Raw genomic sequence first — 23,066 nt, 5'->3', positions numbered from 1 at the left:
CCACTCGGGGATGGTCGGCCGGTCGCAGGCACCGGCTTTCGACGCTGCACGTTCCCTGTCCCCCGGCAATCGGGAGTCTCAGCGTGTCCACGTTCTTGTACCGCCTGGGCCGTTTCGCCTATCGGCGTAAATGGTCCGTCATCGGCGCCTGGTCCGTTCTGCTTCTCGTGGCAGCCGTGGCCGCCCTCGGGTTGATGAAACCGTTCACCTCCTCGACCACCATTCCCGGTACCGAGGCCCAGCGCACGCTGGACGTGGTGGAGACCGAGTTCCCCGCGGACGACCGCGTCACCGCCAGGATCGTCTTCCGCGCCCCCACGGGGACGACCCTCACGGAAGGGGACACTGGGCGGACCGTCACACGGACGATCCGCGAGGCCGCGGACATTGCGGGCGTGGATGGGGTCGTCCCTCCCGAGGCCAAGGCCGGGACGGTGTCGCCCGACGGCAGGACGGGCATAGCCCAGCTGACCTTCTCCACCAAGAAGGACGGTACCCTCCCCGCGGCAACGTCCGAGCGCGTTGAGAGCGTCGTCGCCGAGGCCCGGCGCGCCGGGCTGACCGCGGAACTCGGCGGTGACCCGTTCTCCAAGGTCGAGATCAAGGTGATGGGCCCGGGCGAAGTGGTGGGTCTGCTCATCGCCCTGGGTGTGCTGATCTTCGTCTTCCGCTCCCTGCGTGCCGCCATCATCCCGGTGGCCACCGCGCTCCTCGGCGTCGCGGTCGGCGTCATGGCCTTGATGTCGCTGACGAGCGTGGTCACGATGGACAGCACGTCGATCATCCTCGCCGTGATGCTCGGCCTCGCCGTCGGTATCGACTACGCCCTGTTCATCGCGTCCCGGCACCAGATCCAGGTCCGCGAGGGAATGGATCCCGAAGAGTCGGCCGGCCTCGCGACCGGAACAGCCGGTGGCGCGGTGGTGTTCGCCGGCGCCACGGTCGTGATCGCGCTGGCCGCGCTCTCCGTGGTGAACATACCCTTCCTCACGATCATGGGTCTGGGCGCGGCCGCGACCGTGGTGGTGTCCGTGCTTCTCGCCGTCACTCTTCTTCCGGCCGTACTCGCGTTGATGGGACGGAGTATCGCAAGCAGCACTGTTCCCGCCCTGCGCCGCGCCACGGAGCGCGCGGCCCGGCGCTCCCGGGCCCAGGCTCGGCCGAACGCGGGCGAGCGCTGGGCGTCTCTGGTGGCCCGGCGCCGCTGGACCGTGCTCATCGTGTCGCTCCTGGGCCTGGGGATCATGGCCGTTCCGGCAGCTGACCTGCGGCTCGGACTCGGAGGCACGGATGACCCGGACTCGTCCGCGTCCCGCGCCCAGAAGCTCGTCGACGACGGTTTTGGTCCCGGGTACAGCGGCACCCTCGTTGTGTTGGTCCAGGGAGGCAAGAAGACGGTCGGCACTGCCGTCGAAGAGATCTCTTCGACGGCCAAGGAACTCCCGGGCGTGACGTCTGTCTCCCCGGTGGTGCCAGCCAAGTCCGGCGACGCCGCCCTCGTCAGCGTCACGCCTGAAAGTGGCCCCGAGTCGGAGGCGACCAAGCAACTCCTGGCAGACATCCGCGACGCTCGCGATTCGGTCGAGGAGCGCACTGACACGGACATCAACGTCACCGGCACCACGGCGGTCAACATCGACGTGGCTGACAAGCTGTCCTCCGCCCTGCCCGTGTACTGCCTGCTCGTGATGGGCCTGGCGCTGGCGCTGTTGCTCGTCGTCTTCCGGGCGATCGCCGTACCGTTGAAGGCGGCCCTGGGCTTCCTGCTGTCGCTGGGCGCGTCGCTGGGAGCCATGGTGGCGGTGTTCCAGTGGGGTTGGCTCTCCGGCCTCCTCGGCATCAAGGACACCGGTCCGGTCCTCAGCTTCCTGCCGATGCTCCTCGTCGGCATCCTGTTCGGCCTGGCCATGGACTACGAGGTCTTCCTCGTCTCACGTATGCGTGAGGAGCACGCCCACGGCCAGCCGCCCGTCGAAGCCATGGTCCGGGGGTTCGGGCACGGCTCGAAGGTCGTCACCGCGGCTGCCCTTATCATGATCGCCGTCTTCGGCTCGTTCGTCTTCGCCGACATGCAGGTCATCAAGGGCATGGGATTCGCCCTCGGTATCGGTGTCCTCCTGGACGCGTTCGTCGTCCGGATGACGCTCGTGCCGGCCGTCATGGCGATCCTCGGTGCGAAGGCATGGTGGCTCCCCCGCTTCCTTCAGCGTGCTCTGCCCGACGTGGACATCGAGGGGGAGCGACTGTCCCGCGAGCTGGCTTCGGCTTCCCAGGTGGTCGGCCTTCCGGAGCAGCGGACGGTCACGCTCCGCGTGCCGGCCGGTACGAGCCACGTACGGGAGGATTGAAGGCTCTGATCTCCTCACGGAGTAGGGGTTGCCGTCCTCGGTAGGGACGACAACCCCTCGGGGCATGGGTGCGGACCACTTTCCCTCACTGGCCGGGGTCAGTGGTCATCGGTGGAGAGGGCTCAATCACCCAGGCCCACGGGCGCCCTGCGGCCAGGGGATGATCACCATAACGACAGTCACGCACCGTGACACGACGTCAGTGCCCGAGACGAGGGACACCGCTCAACTTCGAAGACCCGGGTTTCTGCCGTGTTCATCGAGATGCCCGTGCCACGCGATCGTTCTTGTCGGTACCCACTCGGCTGATGCGACCTGCGCGCCTGTGCCCAGTTCTGAGGCGACTGCCTTGGGCCATCCGTCAGCTCACTCGCCTCTCCGGGTACGGATCCGTGGCCGGTCATCCGGCTCTCTGTCCTGTCAGGATTTCGTGTTGTACGTGCCGGAAGTCGACTTGGGGTTCTCGGGACGAGGTGATGCTGCCCAGCCAACCCAGGGCGAACGCTGCAGGTACGGAAATCAGACCTGGGGTCTGGTACGGGTACCAGTCGAAACTCGCTTGCGGCCACAGCGCGAACGTGGTCCCCGAGACGATGGGCGAGAAGACCGTGAGGATGGTGCAGAGCAGTAGGCCTCCGTAGACGGACCACAGTAGTCCTCGACGGTTGAAGCGACTCCAGAAGAAGGAGTAGATCAATGCAGGGAAGACGCACGAAGCCGAAACACTGATCGAGAAGGCGGCCATGAATTCAATCGGATAACGGTGGATGACAGCGGCCAGTGACAGGCCCACCGCACACACGCTGACGGCGGCCACGCGCAGTGCCCGCACCTCTCCGGTTTCCGTGCGGGGGCGCTTGCCACGCGCGAACACATCGTGGCTGAGGGAGACGGCGGCAGCGAAGGTCACGCTGGTCATCGTCGTGATCACAGTGAGGATCACGACGCATGCCAAGACGGTGATGAGCACGATGCGTCCCGTCGAACCGTGTTGGAGCACCTCCGAGGCCAGCTGGATCGGGGAGGACTGCCCAGTGACATCGACTGCGCCGATACCGGACGCGCCCACCACGGCTGCTGATGCGAAGCCGGTGGTGATCAGCAGGAGAACGAATGCGCCGACCAGTCCCGTGGCGATGCTCATGGATCGCCGTGCAGTGCGGCCCGTTCGGGACGCGCTGACCCGTAGAATCTGGTAAGGCATCACGGCCATGCCGAGGATGAGGACGATGTGACTGCCGAATGTGTTGAGTGAGCCGAGACTCGCCGTGTAGGGCCAGAACCCCGGCTTGAGATATTCGTCCGGCGCCATACTCTTGTCCACCGCGGCCGAGAGCAGAGATCCAGGGTCCCAGTCGAATTTCCTGACGGCCAGCAGTGTGATCACCGCGAGCGCCGTCAGGGTCAGCGGAACCTTGACAACGTGCATGAAACTGTTGCCTCTCAGGCCAGCTACTGCGGCGAAGCAGGCGACGAGGCAGCCCATCAGGATCGTGCACACCACCTGCGCTCCGTCGGTCGTCATGCCGATCAGGAGGGCCGTACTGGTGCCGGCGACACGCAGGTTGATCACGATGAGAGGGACAGTGATGGCCAGCGTCACCGCGGTAGCGGCGATGCGGGGCCCCGGTCCTGACGCCCGCAAGGCGAAGAGGTCGCCGAGGGTGTAGCGACCGCTGGTGCGTATCTTCTGCGCGAGGAGCAGCATCACACCGAGCATGATCAGGCAGTCGAGGGCGTACGTGAACCCGTCGTAACCGAACAGCGCGACACCGCCGGAGACCCCCAAAAGGGTGACGACTGAGATCTGTTCCCCGGCTATGGCGAATCCGTTGATGACTGGGGAGAGGGACCGGTTGGCGACATAAAGCCTCTCTGGATCCTCCTCCTCCGCTGTGGCGAGGGTGAAGAGCCACAGCAGCGCCGCTCCGATGAAGATGAGGAAGGCGATGATCACGGGGCGTCTCGCGTCGGAACCGATCGGGTCGAGTACGGCCGAGCCCAGGATGTCCATGGTCACCGGGTCACCACCGGGAACCGTTGACGGAGGCAACATCGGAGACACCGGATACATCGGTGTGGCGTACGTCGGCGGTCAGAGCCTGCTCGAGGGGATCGGCAAACCGGCTACTGCGCATCTCGTACAACCAGGCAGTGGCGATGAACAGGGCGCACTGCAGAACGCCCCACACCAGCCCCAGGGTGAGTTTGCCGTACACCTGCACTGCGGGCACGTCGGTGAAGCAGGACAGCGTGATGCCGACAGCGAAGGGGATCCCGTTGACGACCAGGAAATCGCGCTGCGCACGATGTGCGGTCTCGCGGAGCCTGTTGACGTGTTGTGAGCGTCCGGCATTGTGCGTTTGGAGCGGTGCTGGCGGGCTGCCAGGGGGATTCGGGGGGAAATGCGGATGCACGGAATCTCCAGGCATTGAGGGTGGGTAACGGCGCAGCGCGTAGCGTCCGTGGTCGGCAGGAGGATCCGGCCGACAACGGGATGACGGTGGTGGAGCAAGGGCCAACGGGTGTGGCGCCCAGAGGAAGCACGGCACGCAGCACATGGGGGCTGCTCGCATCTGTGCCACTCGATGCACAGGGTGCTGTGCCGGGGGCCTGGCGGATCAACGCGGAGGAAGGGTGGGGCACGGACCGTGAGGTTTCTGCCGGACCTCGCGAAAGCGTGCGCGTACCGACAAGCCGCTGTTGCCGTGATGCGCCATGTTCTGACCAGGAGGATCATGGACTCCGTGATGGCCTGTCAACAGTCTGGGAGATGTGTGGGTCATGTCACTGAGCGCCAACGAGACTTCGGGACTCGCAAGCCGTCGAAGGTGGTGTTCCGCCACGTGGTGTAGGCGATCAGGTATGAGGAAGGCCCAGCTCGCGACCTTGAATCACCCTTGCCGCACAACTTGTTAGCTTCCTGACTCAACCCGGACGGGGCCGCGGCCACGGCGAAAGCCGCGCGAAGCGCGGCTCAACGGGCGGATTCCACCAGCACGTAGGCGTCGGCGAGCCGGTGCATCGCCGCTTGGCAGGAACCCGATAGGGCGGCCGAACTGGACCCGCTGCTTGGCGTAGTCGATGGTGATCTCCAGGGCGCGCTCGCCGTTATGGCCGAGGGGCGCACGTGTGCCCGCGGGTGAGGGTGAGTTGGCGCCACCGCTGCTATCGCCCTCGGCGCTGTCGGCACCCATCTGCTCGACGCCGGCGAGTCGACCACCGGGCTGGCTGGGCTGCGTGTTGAGTCGTGAGCAGTCTGTCTTCTCTAGCCGCTGCACAGCCGTGACTTGACTGCGTTCCCCAGATGTAACTAGGTTGGTTGTGATTGGAGAAGGTGATGAGTGCCAACAGTCGGTTCACTGTTGCCGTGCACATCTTGGCGTGGATGGCCCTCGCGGTACGGGACGACCACCACGTGGTGACGTCTGAGCAGATCGCGGCAAGCGTCAACACCAACCCCGTGGTGATCCGCAGGATCCTGGGGCAGCTGCGCGACGCCGGGCTGGTCACCGTCCAGCGGGGGAACGGTGCCGGATGGAGTCTCGCGCACCCCGCCGAGTCGGTCTCTCTGGCGCAGGTTTACGACGCACTCGAACCGGAGCGCATGTTTGCGATGCACGCCAGCGAGCCCAGCCAGCGGTGTCCGGTGGGGCGCGGGATTCAGTCGGCTCTGAACGCCGTCTACGGAGGAGTCGAACAAGCTGTGCGGGATGAACTGCGCAACACCACTGTGGCCGACGCGCTGGCCGAAAGCCTCGCCTCCTCCTGAGGCCGGCGTCCATCAACAAGCCCACGCTTGTGGGCTTTTCTTCAACCTTCAAATGTAACCAACTAAGTTACATTCCATCTCATCGACATCGCGCAGAAGGAGTCCCGATGCGAGGCATCCGTTACGAACGATTCGGCGACTACTCCGAACTCACCTTGGTCGAGCTTCCCGACCCCCGCCCCGGCGAGGGAACGGCAGTGGTCCGGATGACGGTTGCCGGCGTCACTCCCCTCGATAACACGATCCGCGCCGGCCACATGGCTCCGGAACTGCACAAGCCCCTGCCGATCGTCCCCGGCGGCGTCGGAGTGGGCCGAGTGGAAGATCCGGGGACCACCGGACTGCCCGAGGGCACACGCGTACTGATCGCTGGCCCCGGTTACGGCACCCTCCAGGACGGGACTTGGCGCGAATACCTCGAAGCCGACCCGGCCCACCTTCTTCCGCTGCCTGATGACGTTTCGGACCTCGACGTGGCTGCCCTGGTCACCGGCGCCGGATACCTCACCGCCTACCTCGCCCTCACCGAACTCGTCTCCTTCCAGCCGGGGCAGAGCGTGCTCGCTCCGGGCATCGGAGGATCCGTCGGCTTCGGCGGGGTGGAGGTCGCCCGAGTCCTCGGTGCCGCCACGGCCATCTCCACCGCCAGCACGACGGAGAAGGCCGTCCTCGGACGCAAGGCCGGCTACGACGTCATCGACCTGTCCCAGGAATCCCTGAGGGAGGGGGTGGCGAGGCTGACTGACGGCCGGGGTGTGGACGTCGTACTCGACGGGATCGGCGGCCCGCTGACCGGCGAGGCCCTGGGGTCCCTGGCGAGGAGCGGAACGCTGGTCAGCGTCGGCTACTCGGGCGGGACGCAGGCATCCGTCAACGTCACCGACCTGATCTGGAAGGCCCTCCACGTTCAAGGCTTCAAATTCGCCTTGTTCAGGCCGTCGGTTCTCGGAGCCGCGATCACCACGCTGCTCGACTGGCTCGCCGCAGGCACCATCAGCCCGACGATCGGCACCGTCTTCCCGCTCGAACAGGCCGCGCAGGCCCAGCGCCACCTGATGGAGGACAGGCCGTTCGGCCGCGTCCTGCTCACCTTCGCAGCCCCCGGACAGTGACCTCTGCCGTCGAGCGCCTGATCGACAAGTCGAAGCCCCGGCTAACCGTTGCCCCCTGGGACGACCGGACACCGAACAGGCACCCACCGGCCTCCGGCCGCGCGCCCCGACGGCGTGACTCAAGAACGTCGTGAGACCGGCCCACTGAGTTCGACCCGACGGGCACCCTCATGGGGGATCACCGGCCAGGTGGTCCCCGTCGTTCCGGCTCTGTCGGCGGCCGGCACCTGGCCGTTTGGTGCCGGTAGGGCAGGGCGCCCGGTCGGGTGGTGCGACACGACCTGCCCCGAGCCTCGCTCCTCCGGAGAAACAGGGCCCGGGTCGGGCGGTGTGGCTGTGCGGCAGGACGTGTGGCTCAGACCCGGGTGAGGCGGACATCCACCGTCTCGCTGACCGTGACCGCCTGGGCATAGTCCGGGTCCGTCGCCGTCGCGCGGCCCTCGACTTCGAAGGCCCCCTTCTGGAGGGGACCGAGCCGGTCGGTACGGCCGTGCCGGTCCAGGCGGCCGGAGCGCCCGGGGTGCAGGACACCGACGTGGAGTAGGAGCCCCGGATGAGGTCGCGCTTCTTCACCTGGGTGACGTTGCCCGTGACGGTCACCTGCACCGGCTTGGCGCAGCTCACCGTGCCGTTGGAACGCGGCCTTGCCGTTGTAGGGAGCTCGCGGTGTCCGCCATGGCGATGTCAAGGCCGAGGCCGAGTTCGGCCGGGGGGCCGGGGCCGGGGTGTCGATGTGGCCTCGCGGCGAACTCGGTCGCCGGTGGACGCCATCCATGCATGGGGCGCCGAGCGGGCCTCTGTGGCTGTGATCGCCGAAGCCTTGACACGATCAGAGCTATACCTTTCTTATAGTGCCTGCTAGCGTCTTCGGTCATGACGAGGGAGTCGCTTGCGGGGCTGTGGGCTGCGGCTGCGTCCGCATCTCGCGCAGGGAGTCTGCGAGAGGTCGGCGGGCCAGGTGGCCTGGGAAGGGTGACCGCATGCGCTGGTCGCGTGCGCGACGTGCGGGTGCTGGTCCGCGCCGTCTGGTGGGTGGTGGCCGTTGAAGCAATGTCAGCTGCCGAGGCGGTGCCCTCCGGGACCAACTCCGGTTGGATGTCCGGGTCGGCTCGACGCAGTGACAGGGCGCCAGGTCGCTCTGATCGTTCGCAGGATCGTGTGCAGACACGAATCGCATGCCGGAAATCGTCGGCTCGACTGAGTTGACTTCATGCTCTGGCACCGCACGCCTCAATAAACCGGATTGCTCGATCTACGTACGCATGGCAACGGGGCCGAGGCTGATCAGTCGACCCAGTTCGCTGAAGGGATGACCGAATGTACATCGACGCCGAGAATCTCACGGCCGAAGCAGCGTACAAATTGCTGATCGGCAGCGTCATTCCACGACCCATTGCATGGGTCAGCACTCTGTCGGAAGATGGGGTCGGAAACCTGGCGCCGATCTCGTTCTTCACCGTGGTGGGCCGTAAGCCCCCTATGGTTTCATTGTCTATTCAGCCCCGGTCCGACGGCGTCACGCTCAAAGACAGCTTTGTGAACATGCGCGACACCGGCGAATTCGTGACCCACCTGGCTACTCTGCCGCAGGCACTTCCCCTGCATCTCAGCGCGCGCGAATTCGAACCCGATGAGGACGAGTTCGACATGGTCGGGGTGAAGAAGGTGCCCAGCTCCGCCGTGAAACCACCTCGTATCGAGGGCGCCCCGATTGCGTTTGAGTGCGTAGTTGAAATGATTGTCCCCGCAGCGGACAAAATCAACCACCTCGTGGTGGGGCGGGTTGTGCAGTTCTATATCCGCGATGACCTCTACCTGCCCAACGGGCGGATCGACACCGGTGCTGTCGCGCCGATCGGTCGGCTGGCCGCCGAATACACGGTGGTGAACAACGCGTTTGTCCCGCCCCTGGACAGCGAAACCCTCGCACGGTTCGACGGTCGCCGAATGCAGCGACTCGACAAGCACGATGAGAACTACTCGATGATCGACACTACCGAGTGGTCGCCGTCCGGATCCATCATGCCGGGAGATGAGCGGTGACCGGTCGGACGCGCGTTGTCATCAATCGAGTGCGCCGACTCGAAATCGCGGTCGACCTGCCGTTCGAGGAATTTCGTCAGCGCTACGAGCAGGCGGTTCCTTCCTTCGACCCGAGCCACTTCGGTGATCTCGATCCGGACCGCACCGACTGGGCCACGATCCGCCGGATAACCGCTCAGCAAGCCCCGCACGATTTCCTGCTGTACTGGCGTGGCGAGACCGACCTGATGATGCGAGTGGCTGGGCACGCGACCCGCTGCACTGCCTACCTCATGGGCAACCACACTATTGCCGAGCGCATGTATCGCCACAACCCTGGGGTCATGCTCTACGCGCCCCTGCGCACCACCATCTACGAGGACCACGACGACCGGTTGTGGTTCTCCGTTGATCAGCCCAGCACCCGCTTCTCGAGTTTCGACGATCCGGAAATCACCGAGGTCGGCGTATATCTGGACGGTAAACTCGCCGACCTGTTCACCACCCTTGGCCTCGTCGTTCCCGCCGGGCTGACGCGGTGGACGGGGATCGGGGACCGGAGGCAGCTCTCATGACATCCCCTACGGCCAGTGAATCTGACTACGACGTGATAGTTGTCGGTTCGGGATTCGGGGGAAGTGTCGCGGCCCTCAGGCTCACGGAGAAGGGCTACCGGGTCGCCGTGATCGAGGCGGGCCGCCGGTTCGCCGACGACGAGTTCGCCAAGACGTCATGGGACCTCCGACGCTACCTGTGGGCGCCCGCGCTCGGCTGCTTCGGCATCCAGCGCATCCACCCGCTCAAGGACGTCATCGTGAACGCGGGCGCCGGCGTCGGCGGCGGTTCACTCGTCTACGCCAACGCCCTGTATCAGCCGCCCAAGCCGTTCTATGTGGACCGGCAGTGGGCGCACATCACCGACTGGGAGTCGGAACTGGCGCCCTACTACGACCAGGCCGGCCGCATGCTGGGGGTGGTCACCAACCCGACCACGACCGCCTGCGACAAGGTGATGCTCAAAGTCGCGACCGACATGGGCGTGGCGGACTCCTACCAACCGGCCCCGGTCGCAGTGCATTTCGGCGAGCCTGGCAAAGCCGCCGACGACCCCTTCTTCGGCGGCGTCGGGCCCCGGCGCACCGGGTGCACCGAGTGCGGCTCCTGCATGACGGGGTGCCGGGTCGGCGCTAAGAACACTCTGGTCAAGAACTACCTCTACATCGCGGAGCGCGCCGGTGCGACGGTCATGCCGCTGACCACTGTGGACGCGGTACGGCCCCGATCCGACGGGTCCTTCGAGGTGGACGTCCACCGGACGGGCCGGCGGTCACGCCGCTTCCGGCGCAGTCTGACGGCGAACCAGGTCGTCCTGGCCGCCGGCACCTGGGGGACGCAACGCTTGTTGCACCGGATGCGGGACGACGACGTATTGCCGGATCTTTCCCCGCGATTGGGGGAGCTGACCCGCACGAACTCGGAGGCGATCATCGCCGTCAGCCGGTCGGCGGTCGACCCCGGATCAGACTTCACCCGGGGCGTGTCGGTCACGTCGTCGATCCATCCGGACGACGACACGCACATCCAGGCCGTGCGGTACGGCAAGGGAAGCAACTCGATGAGTTTGCTGCAGACCGTTGCCACCGACGGTTCGCTGCCCATGCCGCGTTGGCTGCAAATGCTGCGTACCATCGTGCGGGAGCCGGTCAGGTCGATGACGTTGCTGGTCAACGGCTACCGGTGGAGTGAGCGATCGATGCTGCTGCTGGTGATGCAGAGTCTGGACAACTCGATCACCACTTACACCAAGCGTGGTCTGTTCGGGCGCCGCAGATTCACCTCGAAACAGGGGCATGGCGCGCCGAACCCGACGTTCATCCCGGCCGGTCACGAGGCGAATCTGCGTGCGGCCGAGCACATCCGTGGCATTGCGGGCGGGACGTGGGGCGAGATCTTCAACAGGCCGATGACCGCGCACTTCTTCGGCGGTGCGCCGATCGGGACCTCGCCGGAGGACGGCGTGATCGACCCGTACCACCGGGTGTTCAACTACCCGGGACTGTCCGTCGTGGACGGGACCGCGCTGACGGCGAACCTCGGTGTGAACCCCTCGCTGACCATCACCGCCAAGGCGGAACGTGCTTTCTCGTTCTGGCCCAACAAGGGCGAGACGGATCCGCGCCCCTCCCAGTCGCAGCCCTACCGACGGCTTACCCCCGTGGCCCCGGAGAACCCGGCCGTCCCGGCGACGGCCCCGGCGGCCCTGCGGCTGCCGATCGTGGGCTGATCCCCCTCGCACTGCGGGCAACTGACGGGACCGGTACGCCGGTCCCGTCAGTTGTGTGGTGTCCGGGGGCCGTGAGCGCGGGCGTTGGTACATGAATGTGCCCGCCCAACATCGTCGGCGGCCTGAGCCGCCGTCGAGTTGGACGGGCGTCCCGTCAGTGACCGGACATGCCGCCGTCAACGGCGAGCGTGGTGCCGGTGATGTAGGACGAGGCGGGGCCGGCGAGGAAGACGATCGCGGCGTCGAGCTCACGTTGCAGCCCCGGCCGGCCCATCGGACTGTTCTGCCTGATGAATGTCATGACCTGCTCCTCGGGAATCTGGGAGGTCATCTCGCTGGCGAAGTATCCCGGTGCGATGGCATTGACCCGGATGCCGCGGCGTCCGGTCCATTGCTGGGCGAGGTCGCGGGTGAGGCCGATGAGGCCGGCCTTGCTGGCGGCGTAGGCAGCCTGCGGGGCAAACGACTTGATCAGCCCGAGCACGCTGGCCACGTTGATGATGCTGGAGCCGGGCTCCATGACCCGGCCGCAGGCCTGCGCCGCCCAGTAGGCGCCGTTGAGGTTGATGTCGATGACGCTGCGGAAGTCCTCCGGGCGCTCCTTCAACGCGGGAACGGCCGTGCCGATGCCGGCGTTGTTGATCAGGATGTCGACGCGGCCGAACTCGTCGAATGCCGCGCGGGCCATCGCCTCGCACTGCTCTGGATCGCCGATGTCGGTGGCGACGGTGAGGGCGCGGCGGCCGGTGTCCTGTACGTGCTTTGCGACTTCGGTCAGTCGGTCGGCGCGGCGGGCGGCGAGGACGACGTCGGCGCCGGCCTCCGCGAGCGCTCGAGCGAATCCGGCGCCGAGGCCGGAGCTCGCTCCGGTGACGACGGCGACCTTGCCGTCGAGCCGGAAGAGGTCGAGGACGTTGCTCATAGTGGCTCCAGGTGTGTCAGTGCTCGAAGTCCGGCGGCGGTGAGTGGCGCGACGGCCTGCCCGACTGTGTCGAATCCTGTGCCGAGGGTCAGCCCTTGCTGGAAGCGGGCGTGTATTCCCTCGGCGATGACGGCGATCTTGAAGTAGCCCAGCGCGAGGTAGAACCCGAGGTCGCCGAGATCCCGGTTGCTGGCCTCGGCGTAGCGCTGGGCGAGGTCGGCCGGAGTGGGCAGGCGGTCGCTGGTGGAGGCGGCCGATCCGTTGAGCACGGGCGCGAAAACCGGGTCGGTGTAGACGAGATGCAGACCGAGGTCGGCGAGGGGGTCGCCGAGGGTGGCCATCTCCCAGTCGACCACCGCACGCACGATCGCAGGGTCGCCGTGGTCGAGGATGGCGTTGTCGATGCGGTAGTCGCCGTGCACGATCGACGCGCCGCTCTCCGCCGGACAGGCGGCGGCGAGGCCGGCGTACAGGCGTTCCATGTCGACGAGTTCGCGGGTTCGGACGCGTTGCCACTGGTCGTACCAGCGCTGGACCTGGCGCGTCAGGTAGCCCTGCGGCCGTCCGAATCCGGTGAGCCCGACGGCGCCGGGATCGACGGCGTGCAGGCGCGCGAGGACGTTGACCAGGCCGTACGCGCAGCGCGCGATCTCGCTGTCCGGCAGGGCGTGCAGCTGCTCGACGGTCCGGATCACCCTGCCGTCGACGTGTTCGACCACGGAGAAAGGCACCCCCAGGGCGTCGTCTGCCCTCCCGATGGCCACGGCACGGGCCACGGGTACGCCACTGGCCGCCAGCGCGGCGACCACCCGGTACTCGCGTTGCATGTCGTGCGCGGAGGGGGTGAGCCCGCCGAGCGGAGGACGGCGGACAACCCATCGCGTCTGCCCGTCGGTGACCAGGTAGGTCAGGTTCGACCGTCCTCCCTGCAGCAGCTCGGCGGTGAGCCGTCCGTGAAACTGGGGTACGTGCTCACTGAAGAACCGTTCCAGAGCGGGCAGGTCGAGGCCGTCCACGGTGGTCTGATACGCGCCGGTCATCGTGCGGCCGTCTCGGTGTGGCGGCGGAGCACGCGGCGGGCGATGGCCCAGCGATGGGTCTCGGACGGGCCGTCGTAGATCCTGAAGGGCCTCACCTCGCGCAGGAAGCGGGCGAGCAGGATGTCGCCGGACACTCCGAGCGAGCCGCAGATCTGCAGCGACCGGTCCACGACCCGCCACACCGCTTCGGCGCTGAAGGCCTTGGCGATCGAGGTGGACTGCGAGGCCGACCGGCCCTGGTCGAGATCCCAGCAGGCCTGAAGGATCAGTCCACGGGCGGCGGCGATGTCGATCTCGTTGTCGGCGATCATCTGCTGCACCATGCCGAGATCGCCGAGCCGGGAGCCGAACAGCCGACGGTCGGCGGCCCGGGCGACGGCTATGTCCTGCGCGCGGCGGGCAATGCCCAGCCACCGCATGCAGTGGGTTGTCCTGGCGGGCCCGAGCCGCACCTGTGCGTAGCGGAAGCCCTGGTCGACCTCGCCGAGCACCGCCTCGTCCGGTACGACGCAGTTGTCGAAGCGCAGCTCGACGTGACCGCCGTAGAGACTCTCGTCGAGCGTCTCGATGTGCCGCACGATCTTCATGCCGGGGTTGTCGGCGTCGACCAGGAACATGGTCGCGCCGCCCTGCTCACCGGGTTCGCCCGAGGTCCTGGCCATGCAGATCGCGAACCCGGCGCCGTCGGCGCCGGTGATGAACCACTTGTGTCCGTCGATGCGCCAACCGCCGGGCACGCGCTGCGCGCGGGTCGTCAGGGCGCTGGGGTCGGAGCCCGCGCCTGGCGCCGGCTCCGTCATCGCGAAGCAGGACCGGACGGCGCCGGTCGCGAGCGGGCGCAGGTAGCGCTCCTTCTGCTCGGCGGTGGCGATGGCTTCCAGCATGTGCATGTTGCCCTCGTCGGGGGCAGCGATGTTCAGCGCCAGCGGACCCAGCAGGGAGTACCCGGCCTCCTCGAACACGGCGGCCCTGCTCCGCATGTCCAGCCCGTGCCCCCCGAACTCCGTGCCGACGTGCGGCGCGAACACTCCCGCGTCCTTCGCGGCCCGCTGCAGCCCGATCCGGACCTTCTCGGTGCGCGCGACGCCGTGGTGCTTTTCCTCGACAGGGATCACCACCTCGCGCACGAAGTCGGCGGTGCGCCGCGCGAGGTCCGCAGCGACGGGGTCGGGGCTGAGGTCGACTGCCATGGCGCCTCCCAATCTGGCTAATGAGAATTAGCCGTGACTCTAAGCGGTCGCTTGGTGATGCGCACCATGGTGCATGTCACAGCCATGGCAGGTCGGCTATCGTGTGTTAGTCCTGAAGGGGAGGCGAGAGTGAGTCGAGCCAACGACATCCGTGCCGCAGCGCTGGAACTGTTCACGCGCCTCGGCTACGAGGCGACCACGATGTCTGACATCGGACGCGCGGTGGGTATCCGCGGCCCCAGTCTGTACAAGCACATCGCGTCCAAGCAGGACGTGCTTGCCCGGATCATGATCGGCACGATGGAGGACCTCCTGGCCGCGCACCGCGCAGCCATTACCAGCGGCGGTGACCCGGTGGTACGCCTTCGCAGGGCCACCGAGGCGCACGTTCGCTACCACGCCCGGCACCGGCTCGAAGCCTTCGTCGGCAACCGTGAGATCCGCTCTCTCGTCGAGCCGCACCGCAGTCACGTGCTTGCCTTGCGCGCGGAGTACGAAGCCGGCTTTCGCGCGATCGTCGACGCGGGCGTCGCGGAGGGGTGCTTTCAGGTGGCCTCCGCGCGACTGGTCTCCTACGCCATCCTCGACCTCGGTATGGGCGTCGCGGCGTGGTACCGCGAGGACGGCGAACTCGCCGAGGACGCGATCGTCTGGCGGTACGGAGACTTCGCCCTCCGGCTGGCGGGGGCGGGCTCTGATGGTTAGTGCTCCAGTCGTAAGGCCGCTCTTCTGGTGAACTGCCTGGCGGTGTGATCAACCGAGGTCCGTAACGGGGGCCCTGTGCTGGACGAAGCCGCTTTTGACCTGGCAGTGGGCTCCGGTTCGTCGGCGAGCGGCGACCTGGGGCGGAGCCCCCGCAACGGACTGCCCATGCAGGTGGGCCGTGGCGCTCCGCGGCAAGGTCTCGTCTGTAGGCGACTGTCACGGTCGGAGACAACTGGGCGAGTGCTTTGCGCTATACATTCCATATAGTCGCTGCTACTGTCCCTCGACATGGCGAAGGGGCCACTCGGTGGACGGCATTCCCTGGGTGCCGGTGCCGTGCGCGGCCACCGGTTCGGAGAGTGCTCGTGCCCCGTGGACCGTGTCGCCGAAACGGAGCGCAACTGCTGAGGGGTTGGCCCCCGCTGTCGAGCGCCAGGCCTGGCCGCAGTGGCTGCCCACGCGACCCGCGCACGGCCGTCGACTCCTGCGGTCCTTCCCGAAAGGAATCTGCCGATATGTCTGAAAATCCACTCGCCGCTACTCGCGCCGAGGTGACGGAATGGTTCTTCGAGGACTATCTGCCGCGCTGGATCGCCGTGGCCTCGGGCACGTCCGACGAGGGACCCGAGTTCATTCACGACTACTGGGGCACTCCGTTGCACGTCACGGGGCTGGAACAGTCGTTCTGGTGCCTCGACGATGCGAGCGTGCTCGCTTTCCTGGACATGAATTACGCGCCTCTGCGGGAGGCGGGATACAGCCACACCGTGGTGCCCGATCGGCGGGTGTTCGTCTACAACACCGTCGGTGCCGCGGTCGAGGTGATCTGGTCGCGGCGCCGTGCCGACGAGAGTGAGATCCAGCGTTGGGTGGTGCAGTTCAGCGTGGCCAAGTCCGACAAGGGCTGGCGTGTGGTAGGCATCCACTCGGCGGCGACCGACAAGAACAGCCTCGCTGAGGCGTGGCCCGTCGAAGCGGCTCTGGAAGAGGCGAGTCGTGGCTGAGAAGGTCTATCCGCCACTGATCATGCCCGACGGCGTGGGCCGGCAGAAGGTCACCGTGTGGAGCGACGGCATCGCGCTCGACGCGGACCTGTACCGACCGACGGCGGTCGGCACCGACGCCGCCCTGCCCGCCGTCGTGCTGTCTCACGGCTGGGGCGGGAGCAAACTCACCGCGGAACGCTACGCGGCCCTGTTCGCCTCCGCCGGAATGATCACCCTGACCTTCACACAAGGCAGCTGGTTCGACTCGGGATCCCCGCTGCAGTTGGTCGGCGACGCCCCTGACCTCGACGAAGGCAACCAGGCACACGCCCAAGTGCGGTTCATCCGCGACCTCGTGGATCCGTTCGCCTGGACGGCGAATCTGCGCGCGGCGCTGGACTACATCGAGGGCGAGCCCAACGTCGACCCCGCCCGCATCGGACTGTGGGGCACCAGCTTCGGCGGAGGCATCGCCGTACACCTGGCCGCCAACGACCCCCGCGTCAAGGCACTGGCCGTGCAGGTGGCCGCCATCGCCCCCCTGGGCGGACCCGCCGCGCAACTCGCCCGCAAGCGTGCCATCGACACCGCCCGCGGTGACGCGGACCCGATTCCCCAGAACGTCGATCCGTGGCCGAACATGACGGGTACTCCGTACCTGGCGAAGCTGGCGCACTTCAACCCGCTCGCCCAAGTCGAACGGCTGCGGATCCCCACCTTGATCATCGACGCCGGCAACGAGGAGATGTTCCCCATCGCCGACAACGGGGCCCGCGCGGCGGAAATCATCAAGAACACTGCCGGTGGTGTCGTCGATTACCAGGTCATCCCCGGCATTGACCACTACGGCATCTACTTCGACGGCTACGAGCCCGGCAGCCGGGCCGCCCTGGACTGGTGGGAGCGTCACCTGTGACGACACCATCCACTCGTGTTCTCACCGTATCGACCACGCTGGGCCCGCTCCGCGTGCAGGATGCCGGTCCCGCCGACGGCCCCGTGGCACTGCTGTGGCCGAGCTTGTTCAGCGATGGCGAGACCTGTTGGGGCACGCATCTGGCCGACCTGCACGAGCTCGGGTGGCGGACGCTGCTGGTCGACCCTCCCGGCACGGGCGGCAGCGCGCCGGTCACGCGGCGGTTCACCATGGAGGAGTGCGGTGAGGCCGCGCTTCAGGTGCTCGACGACGCAGCCGTCGACCGGGCTGCCCTAGTAGGACTGTCGTGGGGCGGTTTTGTGGCCCTGCGGGTCGCTCTCATGGCGCCGCAGCGCGTTACCGCCCTGGTCCTGTCCAACACCAGTGCCCGCGGTGTGGGCCTGCCCGAACGCCTCAGAGTCCGCATGACCGCCCTACTCATCCGGACCGGAGTTCCGGGTGGCATGGGCCGGCTGGTCGCGGCCGGGATGCTCAGCGACCACACCCGCCGCCACAACAGCGTCTTCGTTTCCAAGTTCGTGGAAAGGGTGAACCGCCTCGACACCGCAGGGCTGGCCCGCGCCGCGCGGTCGGTGTTGGGCGACCGCAGTGATGTGGTCGATGTCCTGCACCGGATCACGGTCCCCACCCTGGTGATCGCCGGCGCCGAGGACAAGGCGTTGCCGCAGGCTCCACATTCCGATGATCTTGTTGGCCGCATCGTCGGCGCCCGACTCAAGGTGCTGCCGCGCGTCGCCCACCTGTCTCCCTGCGAGGAGCCCACCAAGGTGGCGGCTCTGATCAGGGAATTCCTCGCACCGCTCGGATAGCACCTTCGAGCAGTCGCGCGTCGGCCGTGAGTCCGGCAACACGACACAGCGCCTCACGGGGTATCGAAAGGAACACACCAAGCATGGCTGAACTGACATATGACGTGTACGTCAGCGACGGGGTCCCGCGAGCGCGGCCTGAGCGGCTGCCTGACGGCGGTCCGATCGTGTCGTCCCCTCTGGCGTCGACGCTGATCCTCGGGGAGCGGGAGGCCGTGCTGGTCGACCCGCCGTTCACCCGCGAGCAGACACAGCAGGTCGGAGACTGGGTCGAGCGCTCCGGCAAGCGCCTGACCCACATTTACGCCACGCACGGCCATGGCGACCACTGGTTCGGCACCGGCGAACTGCTGAAGCGCTTCCCCGGAGCCATTCCGTATGCCACCGAGGGCACCATCGGGATCATGCGGCGCAACATCCAAGGGCGCGAGCAGTTCTGGGACGCAGACTTCCCCGGCCTCATTCCCGACTCCCCACTCGTTTACCGGCCGGTCCCCGCGGACGGGTTCACGTTGGAGGGGCACCGGATCGAGGCGGTCGAGGTCGGCCACACCGACACCGACGACACGACCGTGCTGCACGTCCCCTCGATCGGCCTGATCGTCGGAGGCGACGTCGTCTACAACGGCGTACACCAGATGCTGCTGGAGACCCCTGGCGGCGGCTTCGAGTCATGGCTGGCGGCGCTCGACGTCCTCGACTCGCTCAACCCCCGCTCCGTGGTCGCCGGACACAAGAATCGTGACCTGCCCGACGATCCGGCCATCATCGACGAGACCCGCCAGTACCTGCGCGACGCGCAGCGCCTGCTCGCCGAGAAGCCCACCCCGCAGCAGTTCTTCGACGAGATCACCACCCGCTATCCCGACCGGCTCAACATCGGCCCTGTCTGGTACGGCGCGCACGGCCTCCTCGGAGTTCCCTTGCCCGCGGTGACCGCAGGCGACGCCAATCAGGCGAGCGAATAGGGGCGGCAGGTGACACAGCCCAGAACCAATGCGCCAGCCGGCCGTGACGGAGCGCCCTTGCCAGGCTTCGACGTGTTCCGCAGCGCGTTCGTGGAGGCCGTCGGGCTGCGCTTCACCGAGGTCGCGGAGAAACGGGTGCGGGGCGAGATGCTGCTGGGCGCCGAACACCACACACCCTGGGGAGTGGTGCACGGCGGGGTCTACACGGCCGCCGTGGAATCCGCCGCCACCGTCGGTGCGTCGGCGGCGGTGGCCGATCGCGACCAGGTCGCCGTAGGCGTGGCCAACAGCACGGACTTCATCCGGCCGATCACCGCCGGGACGGTCCAGGTGCTGGCCGAAGCGATCCAGCAGGGCCGCAGCCAGCAATTGTGGCAGGTGGCCGTCACCAGCGCCGACACCGGCAAGCTCATCGCCCACGGACAGTTGCGGCTGGCCAATGTCCCGGCCGCAGAACTCCCGAACACCTTGAGGCAGCACTCATGACAAGCACTTCTTCTGGCTCCGCTGCCTTCGGCCGGAGTCCGGCGGGCCTTGACGTATCAGCGGCGTTCGCGACCACGCTGGAAACCCCGGAGCACATCCGGATCGCCGAAGAACTCGGCTACCGGCGTGCGTGGTTGTACGACACACCGCAGCAGAGCCCCGACGTGTGGATGTGCCTGGCCCTGGCCGCCGAGCGCACCCACCGCATCGGGCTCGGGCCCGGCGTTCTCGTACCGGCGCTGCGCCACCCGATGGTCAACGCCAGCGGCGCGGCGGCGCTCGAACGCCTGGCCCCCGGGCGGGTCGCCGTGGCCTTCGGCACCGGCTACACCAGCCGTCGGGCGATGGGGCAACAGCCCGTCTCCTGGGCGTACCTGTCCCGCTACGTCAAGACGTTCCGCGCGCTTCTCCGTGGCGAAACGGCCGAGTGGGAGGGTGGCCCGCTCCGTATGCTGCACACCGCCGAATCGCTCCCGGGCACACTGGACACCATCCCTGTCTACATCGGAGCGATCGGCCCCAAGGGCATGGAGATCGCCGCATCGCTCGGGGATGGTCTGTTCGTCGTCGGCGGCGTCCCCGAGCAGGCCAGAGAGTTTGAGAAAGTCTCCTACCTGACCCTTGGGTCGGTGCTGGAAGACGGGGAACCCCTCAACAGTGAGAGACTGCGCGCGGCCGCAGGTCCCGGACTGGCGCAGGTGTTCCACGTCTCCTACGAACTCGGCGGCGAGGAAGCCGTCAAGGCGCTGCCCGGAGGGCTGGAGTGGCTGGCCGTGCTCCAGGAGACACCGGAGGGCCGGCGCCACCTCGCGGTGCACAACGGGCACCTGCTGCACCTGAACGACGCCGATACCGCCGCCTGGAACGCCGGCGCCCACACGTTGGTCGAGCACGTCACCCTCACCGGCACAGCCGGCGACGTCCTGGCCAAGGTCCATGACCTGGCGGCGAACGGCGTCACCGAGATCATGTACCAACCCGCCGGCGACATCCGCCGTGAGCTCGAAGCCTTCGCAGACGCAGTGGGCATACGACGATGAGGGCCACGTGCGAGTCAGGCTAGGCACCGGTGTACAAGTCCTATAGTGGAGAGTTATCAAGCCGTACAGTAGAAGCATGACAACCGCCAGGACATACGGCCAGATGTGCCCGCTCGCCCGTTCCATGGACGTTCTCGGCGAGCGTTGGACCCTGTTGATCGTGCGCGAGCTGTTGCTGGGACCCAAGCGTTTCAAGGATCTCGTCGACATACTCCCGGCCCTCGGACCGAATCGGCTTACCACGCGACTGCGCGGCCTGGAAGACGCCGGGGTCGTTCACCGGACCACCCTGCCGCCTCCCGCAGGAGTGGCCGTGTACGAGCTCACAGAGAGGGGTGAGGGGCTCCGGGAGGCGCTCACCGCGCTCGGCCGGTGGGGCCTTGGTCTCCCGCCGTCTCCGGACATCGATCCGAAGACCACCCGGGCGGATCTCATCGCCCTCAGCGTGTCCAGCGTTGTCGCGCCGGACAAGCTCGTCGGTCTCAAGGAGATCTACGAGATGCACGTGGGCAGAGAGACGTTTCATATCGAGATCGCCGATGGCCGGATGCGGACAAGGAGCGGCCCCGCACCCGTCCGCCCCGACCTGGAAATCACCTGCCGGTGTCGGATCTTCCTCAAGCTTGTTTTCGGCGGCATGCGAGCGCTCGACGCGGTCCAGTCGGGAGATCTGCAGGTGGCCGTCGGTTCGGAAGAAGTGGTCGAGCGTGCCTTCGACCTGATGTCCAGTACAGAGATCGATTATCCGGTGTTCCTAGGGGTCTAGCGCGCGAGCGCCCCTGCCGCCGGAGCATGAAGGAGCGATGCATGAGCTTCAACCCGGCGGCACCCACCCTGTCATTCGAACCCCTGAGTCCCGTCTCGTTCCTGGACCGGTCGGCCGCGGTGTTTCCCGAGCGCACGGCGGTGATCGATGGGGGCCGACGCTTCACCTACGCCGAGTTGCGCGACCGATGTCGGCGGCTCGCCGGCGTCCTGGCCCCGCTGGCGAACGGCCGCCCGGTCGCCGTACTGGCACCCAATACGCACGTCATGCTCGAGGCACACTACGGCGTCCCGTGGGCCGGTGCGCCCCTGCTCACGATCAATACCCGCCTCTCCGCCCGTGAGGTGCGCTACATCCTCGAGCACTCGGAAAGTGCGGTGCTCCTGCTGGACCCGCAGTTCGACGATCTCGTGGCCACGGCGATCGCGGGTATGCCCGACCCGCCCGTGGTCCTGCGCGCGGGCCCGGGAGACGATGGCGCCTACGAACGACTCCTCGCGGCGGCTGTGCCCACAGCCGTTCTCCTGTCCGACGAGCGAGCGCTTCTGTCCCTCAACTACACCTCTGGAACAACCGGCCGTCCCAAGGGCGTCATGTACCACCACCGCGGGGCCTACCTCCAGGCGCTCGCGATGGTCGCACACACCCAACTGAGTGCATCCTCCGCATACTTGTGGACTCTGCCGATGTTCCACTGCAACGGCTGGTCCTTTCCGTGGGCGGTCACCGCCGTCGGCGGCACACACGTATGTCTGCCCAAAGTGGAGGCCTCCGAGATCTGGCGGCACATCCAGAGTGAACACATCACCCACCTGTGCGGCGCCCCCGCCGTGCTCTCCATGGTGGTGGACGCCCCAGAGGCCGGCCGCGCCTCGGACGGCGTCATCCGCTTCCTCACCGGTGGAGCGCCACCGAGCCCGACCCTGCTCGCCGCTGCGGAAGCACTGCGTGTCGACGTCACCCACCTGTACGGACTGACCGAGACGTTCGGGCCGGCGGTGCTGTGCGACTGGCACCCCGAATGGAACGGCCTCGACGCCGCCGAGCAGTCAAGACTCCGCGCCCGGCAGGGCGTGGCCAACGTCATCGGCCTCACCGCCCGGGTGGTCGACGGTGGGAGGGACGTCCCCGCGGACGGCACCACGATCGGTGAGATCCGACTGCGCGGCAACAACCTCATGCTGGGTTACTTCAAGGACGACGCCGCGACCGCCGCGGCCGCACCGGACGGCTGGTTCCGCACCGGCGACCTCGGCGTCCGCCATCCCGACGGGTACATCGAGTTGAGGGACCGCAGCAAGGACGTCATCATCTCCGGCGGAGAGAACATCACCTCGATCGAGGTCGAACAGGCCATCGCCAGCCATCCGGCGGTCCTCGAAGCCGCCGTGGTCGGCGCCCCGGACGAGCGCTGGGGCGAAGTGCCGGTCGCCTACGTCGTCCTGCGGCGGGATGCCATCGCCACCGAGCAGGACATCGTCGACCACGTCAAATCGCGGATCGCACGGTTCAAGGCGCCCAAGCGGGTCGTCTTCGGTGAACTGCCCCGCACCTCCACCGGAAAGATCCAGAAGTACCTGCTCCGTGAAGGCGAGCGGGTCGCCTCCGATGACCGAGGCTTCTGAAGCAGACAGCACGGGACGGCTGCTTCCGTCCCGACCGGCCGCAGCCCACATAAG

At 67.3% G+C, this 23,066-nt stretch carries 20 protein-coding genes; 15 read left to right on the top strand and 5 right to left on the bottom strand.

The genetic code is table 11. The annotated features are described in order from the left end of the window. The first annotated feature begins 83 nt into the window (after window positions 1–83). Complete coding sequence (locus tag PV396_RS35140; protein WP_319211650.1) at window positions 84–2,348, top strand: MMPL family transporter; 2,265 nt, start codon at window positions 84–86, stop codon at window positions 2,346–2,348. A 400-nt stretch (window positions 2,349–2,748) separates the two neighbouring features. Here PV396_RS35140 and PV396_RS35135 read toward each other — a convergent pair whose 3' ends face one another. Then, the gene (locus PV396_RS35135; RefSeq protein ID WP_319211692.1) at window positions 2,749–4,362 is read right to left on the bottom strand and encodes a sodium:solute symporter family transporter; all 1,614 of its coding nucleotides are present in this window, start codon (window positions 4,360–4,362) and stop codon (window positions 2,749–2,751) included. A gap of 10 nt (window positions 4,363–4,372) precedes the next feature. Beyond that, complete coding sequence (locus PV396_RS35130) at window positions 4,373–4,765, bottom strand: DUF485 domain-containing protein (protein WP_319211648.1); 393 nt, start codon at window positions 4,763–4,765, stop codon at window positions 4,373–4,375. A gap of 923 nt (window positions 4,766–5,688) precedes the next feature. Here PV396_RS35130 and PV396_RS35125 point away from each other — a divergent pair. From PV396_RS35125 to PV396_RS35105, 5 genes are all read left to right on the top strand, one after another. Next, complete coding sequence (locus PV396_RS35125; RefSeq protein ID WP_319211646.1) at window positions 5,689–6,120, top strand: Rrf2 family transcriptional regulator; 432 nt, start codon at window positions 5,689–5,691, stop codon at window positions 6,118–6,120. A 107-nt stretch (window positions 6,121–6,227) separates the two neighbouring features. Next, the gene (locus PV396_RS35120) at window positions 6,228–7,232 is read left to right on the top strand and encodes a zinc-binding alcohol dehydrogenase family protein (RefSeq protein WP_319211644.1); all 1,005 of its coding nucleotides are present in this window, start codon (window positions 6,228–6,230) and stop codon (window positions 7,230–7,232) included. Between the two features lie 1,317 nt (window positions 7,233–8,549). Next, window positions 8,550–9,275 (top strand): flavin reductase family protein, encoded by a 726-nt coding sequence (locus PV396_RS35115; RefSeq protein WP_319211642.1) that lies wholly within the window; start codon window positions 8,550–8,552, stop codon window positions 9,273–9,275. Beyond that, window positions 9,272–9,829: a DUF302 domain-containing protein gene (locus PV396_RS35110; protein WP_319211640.1), complete on the top strand. Its 558-nt coding sequence runs from the start codon at window positions 9,272–9,274 to the stop codon at window positions 9,827–9,829. The genes PV396_RS35115 and PV396_RS35110 overlap by 4 nt, the downstream gene beginning before the upstream one ends. Further along, entirely contained in the window at window positions 9,826–11,538 is a 1,713-nt protein-coding gene (locus PV396_RS35105; protein WP_319211638.1) for a GMC family oxidoreductase, read from the top strand. The genes PV396_RS35110 and PV396_RS35105 overlap by 4 nt, the downstream gene beginning before the upstream one ends. A gap of 154 nt (window positions 11,539–11,692) precedes the next feature. Here the strand turns inward: PV396_RS35105 and PV396_RS35100 are convergent, their stop codons facing one another. Genes PV396_RS35100 through PV396_RS35090 form a run of 3 tightly spaced genes read right to left on the bottom strand, consistent with a single transcriptional unit; the run spans window position 11,693 to window position 14,690 of the window. Then, window positions 11,693–12,460, bottom strand: a complete 768-nt coding sequence (locus PV396_RS35100) for a glucose 1-dehydrogenase (protein ID WP_319211636.1) — start codon at window positions 12,458–12,460, stop codon at window positions 11,693–11,695. After that, window positions 12,457–13,500, bottom strand: coding sequence for a phosphotransferase family protein (locus tag PV396_RS35095; RefSeq protein WP_319211634.1), 1,044 nt, complete (start codon window positions 13,498–13,500; stop codon window positions 12,457–12,459). The genes PV396_RS35100 and PV396_RS35095 overlap by 4 nt, the downstream gene beginning before the upstream one ends. Beyond that, entirely contained in the window at window positions 13,497–14,690 is a 1,194-nt protein-coding gene (locus PV396_RS35090) for an acyl-CoA dehydrogenase family protein (protein WP_319211632.1), read from the bottom strand. Before PV396_RS35090 ends, PV396_RS35095 begins: the two co-directional genes overlap by 4 nt. A gap of 129 nt (window positions 14,691–14,819) precedes the next feature. Here PV396_RS35090 and PV396_RS35085 point away from each other — a divergent pair, with 129 nt between their 5' ends. The 9 genes from PV396_RS35085 to PV396_RS35045 all read left to right on the top strand — a co-directional run bounded on the left by PV396_RS35085 (window position 14,820) and on the right by PV396_RS35045 (window position 23,012). Beyond that, window positions 14,820–15,395: a TetR/AcrR family transcriptional regulator gene (locus PV396_RS35085; protein ID WP_319211630.1), complete on the top strand. Its 576-nt coding sequence runs from the start codon at window positions 14,820–14,822 to the stop codon at window positions 15,393–15,395. A gap of 515 nt (window positions 15,396–15,910) precedes the next feature. Beyond that, on the top strand, window positions 15,911–16,399 hold the full coding sequence (locus PV396_RS35080; protein ID WP_319211628.1) for a hypothetical protein: 489 nt from the start codon (window positions 15,911–15,913) through the stop codon (window positions 16,397–16,399). Continuing rightward, on the top strand, window positions 16,392–17,297 hold the full coding sequence (locus PV396_RS35075) for an alpha/beta hydrolase (protein ID WP_319211626.1): 906 nt from the start codon (window positions 16,392–16,394) through the stop codon (window positions 17,295–17,297). Before PV396_RS35080 ends, PV396_RS35075 begins: the two co-directional genes overlap by 8 nt. Beyond that, window positions 17,294–18,127: an alpha/beta hydrolase gene (locus PV396_RS35070; RefSeq protein WP_319211625.1), complete on the top strand. Its 834-nt coding sequence runs from the start codon at window positions 17,294–17,296 to the stop codon at window positions 18,125–18,127. The genes PV396_RS35075 and PV396_RS35070 overlap by 4 nt, the downstream gene beginning before the upstream one ends. Window positions 18,128–18,210: 83 nt before the next feature. Then, window positions 18,211–19,095 carry an MBL fold metallo-hydrolase gene (locus PV396_RS35065; protein ID WP_319211624.1) on the top strand — a complete coding sequence of 295 codons (885 nt, stop codon included), beginning with the start codon at window positions 18,211–18,213 and terminating at the stop codon, window positions 19,093–19,095. 57 nt (window positions 19,096–19,152) lie between these two features. Then, on the top strand, window positions 19,153–19,581 hold the full coding sequence (locus tag PV396_RS35060) for a PaaI family thioesterase (RefSeq protein WP_319211622.1): 429 nt from the start codon (window positions 19,153–19,155) through the stop codon (window positions 19,579–19,581). Then, on the top strand, window positions 19,578–20,621 hold the full coding sequence (locus PV396_RS35055) for an LLM class flavin-dependent oxidoreductase (protein ID WP_319211620.1): 1,044 nt from the start codon (window positions 19,578–19,580) through the stop codon (window positions 20,619–20,621). Before PV396_RS35060 ends, PV396_RS35055 begins: the two co-directional genes overlap by 4 nt. Window positions 20,622–20,697: 76 nt before the next feature. Then, window positions 20,698–21,387, top strand: coding sequence for a helix-turn-helix domain-containing protein (locus tag PV396_RS35050; RefSeq protein WP_319211619.1), 690 nt, complete (start codon window positions 20,698–20,700; stop codon window positions 21,385–21,387). A 41-nt stretch (window positions 21,388–21,428) separates the two neighbouring features. After that, complete coding sequence (locus PV396_RS35045; protein WP_319211617.1) at window positions 21,429–23,012, top strand: acyl--CoA ligase family protein; 1,584 nt, start codon at window positions 21,429–21,431, stop codon at window positions 23,010–23,012. Window positions 23,013–23,066: the final 54 nt, after the last annotated feature.

The sequence above is a fragment of the Streptomyces sp. ME02-8801-2C genome (assembly GCF_033793965.1).
In the GTDB taxonomy this organism is placed as follows: domain Bacteria; phylum Actinomycetota; class Actinomycetes; order Streptomycetales; family Streptomycetaceae; genus Streptomyces.
Note: the sequence above shows the minus strand (reverse complement) of the source record. Positions and strands in the feature narration are given on the sequence as shown.

Coding starts and splice junctions, on each gene's coding strand:
- PV396_RS35135 (WP_319211692.1), bottom strand. CDS start 4,362: ATGGACATCCTGGGCTCGGCCGTACTCGACCCGATCGGTTCCGACGCG.
- PV396_RS35125 (WP_319211646.1), top strand. CDS start 5,689: ATGAGTGCCAACAGTCGGTTCACTGTTGCCGTGCACATCTTGGCGTGG.
- PV396_RS35120 (WP_319211644.1), top strand. CDS start 6,228: ATGCGAGGCATCCGTTACGAACGATTCGGCGACTACTCCGAACTCACC.
- PV396_RS35115 (WP_319211642.1), top strand. CDS start 8,550: ATGTACATCGACGCCGAGAATCTCACGGCCGAAGCAGCGTACAAATTG.
- PV396_RS35105 (WP_319211638.1), top strand. CDS start 9,826: ATGACATCCCCTACGGCCAGTGAATCTGACTACGACGTGATAGTTGTC.
- PV396_RS35100 (WP_319211636.1), bottom strand. CDS start 12,460: ATGAGCAACGTCCTCGACCTCTTCCGGCTCGACGGCAAGGTCGCCGTC.
- PV396_RS35095 (WP_319211634.1), bottom strand. CDS start 13,500: ATGACCGGCGCGTATCAGACCACCGTGGACGGCCTCGACCTGCCCGCT.
- PV396_RS35090 (WP_319211632.1), bottom strand. CDS start 14,690: ATGGCAGTCGACCTCAGCCCCGACCCCGTCGCTGCGGACCTCGCGCGG.
- PV396_RS35080 (WP_319211628.1), top strand. CDS start 15,911: ATGTCTGAAAATCCACTCGCCGCTACTCGCGCCGAGGTGACGGAATGG.
- PV396_RS35065 (WP_319211624.1), top strand. CDS start 18,211: ATGGCTGAACTGACATATGACGTGTACGTCAGCGACGGGGTCCCGCGA.
- PV396_RS35055 (WP_319211620.1), top strand. CDS start 19,578: ATGACAAGCACTTCTTCTGGCTCCGCTGCCTTCGGCCGGAGTCCGGCG.
- PV396_RS35050 (WP_319211619.1), top strand. CDS start 20,698: ATGACAACCGCCAGGACATACGGCCAGATGTGCCCGCTCGCCCGTTCC.
- PV396_RS35045 (WP_319211617.1), top strand. CDS start 21,429: ATGAGCTTCAACCCGGCGGCACCCACCCTGTCATTCGAACCCCTGAGT.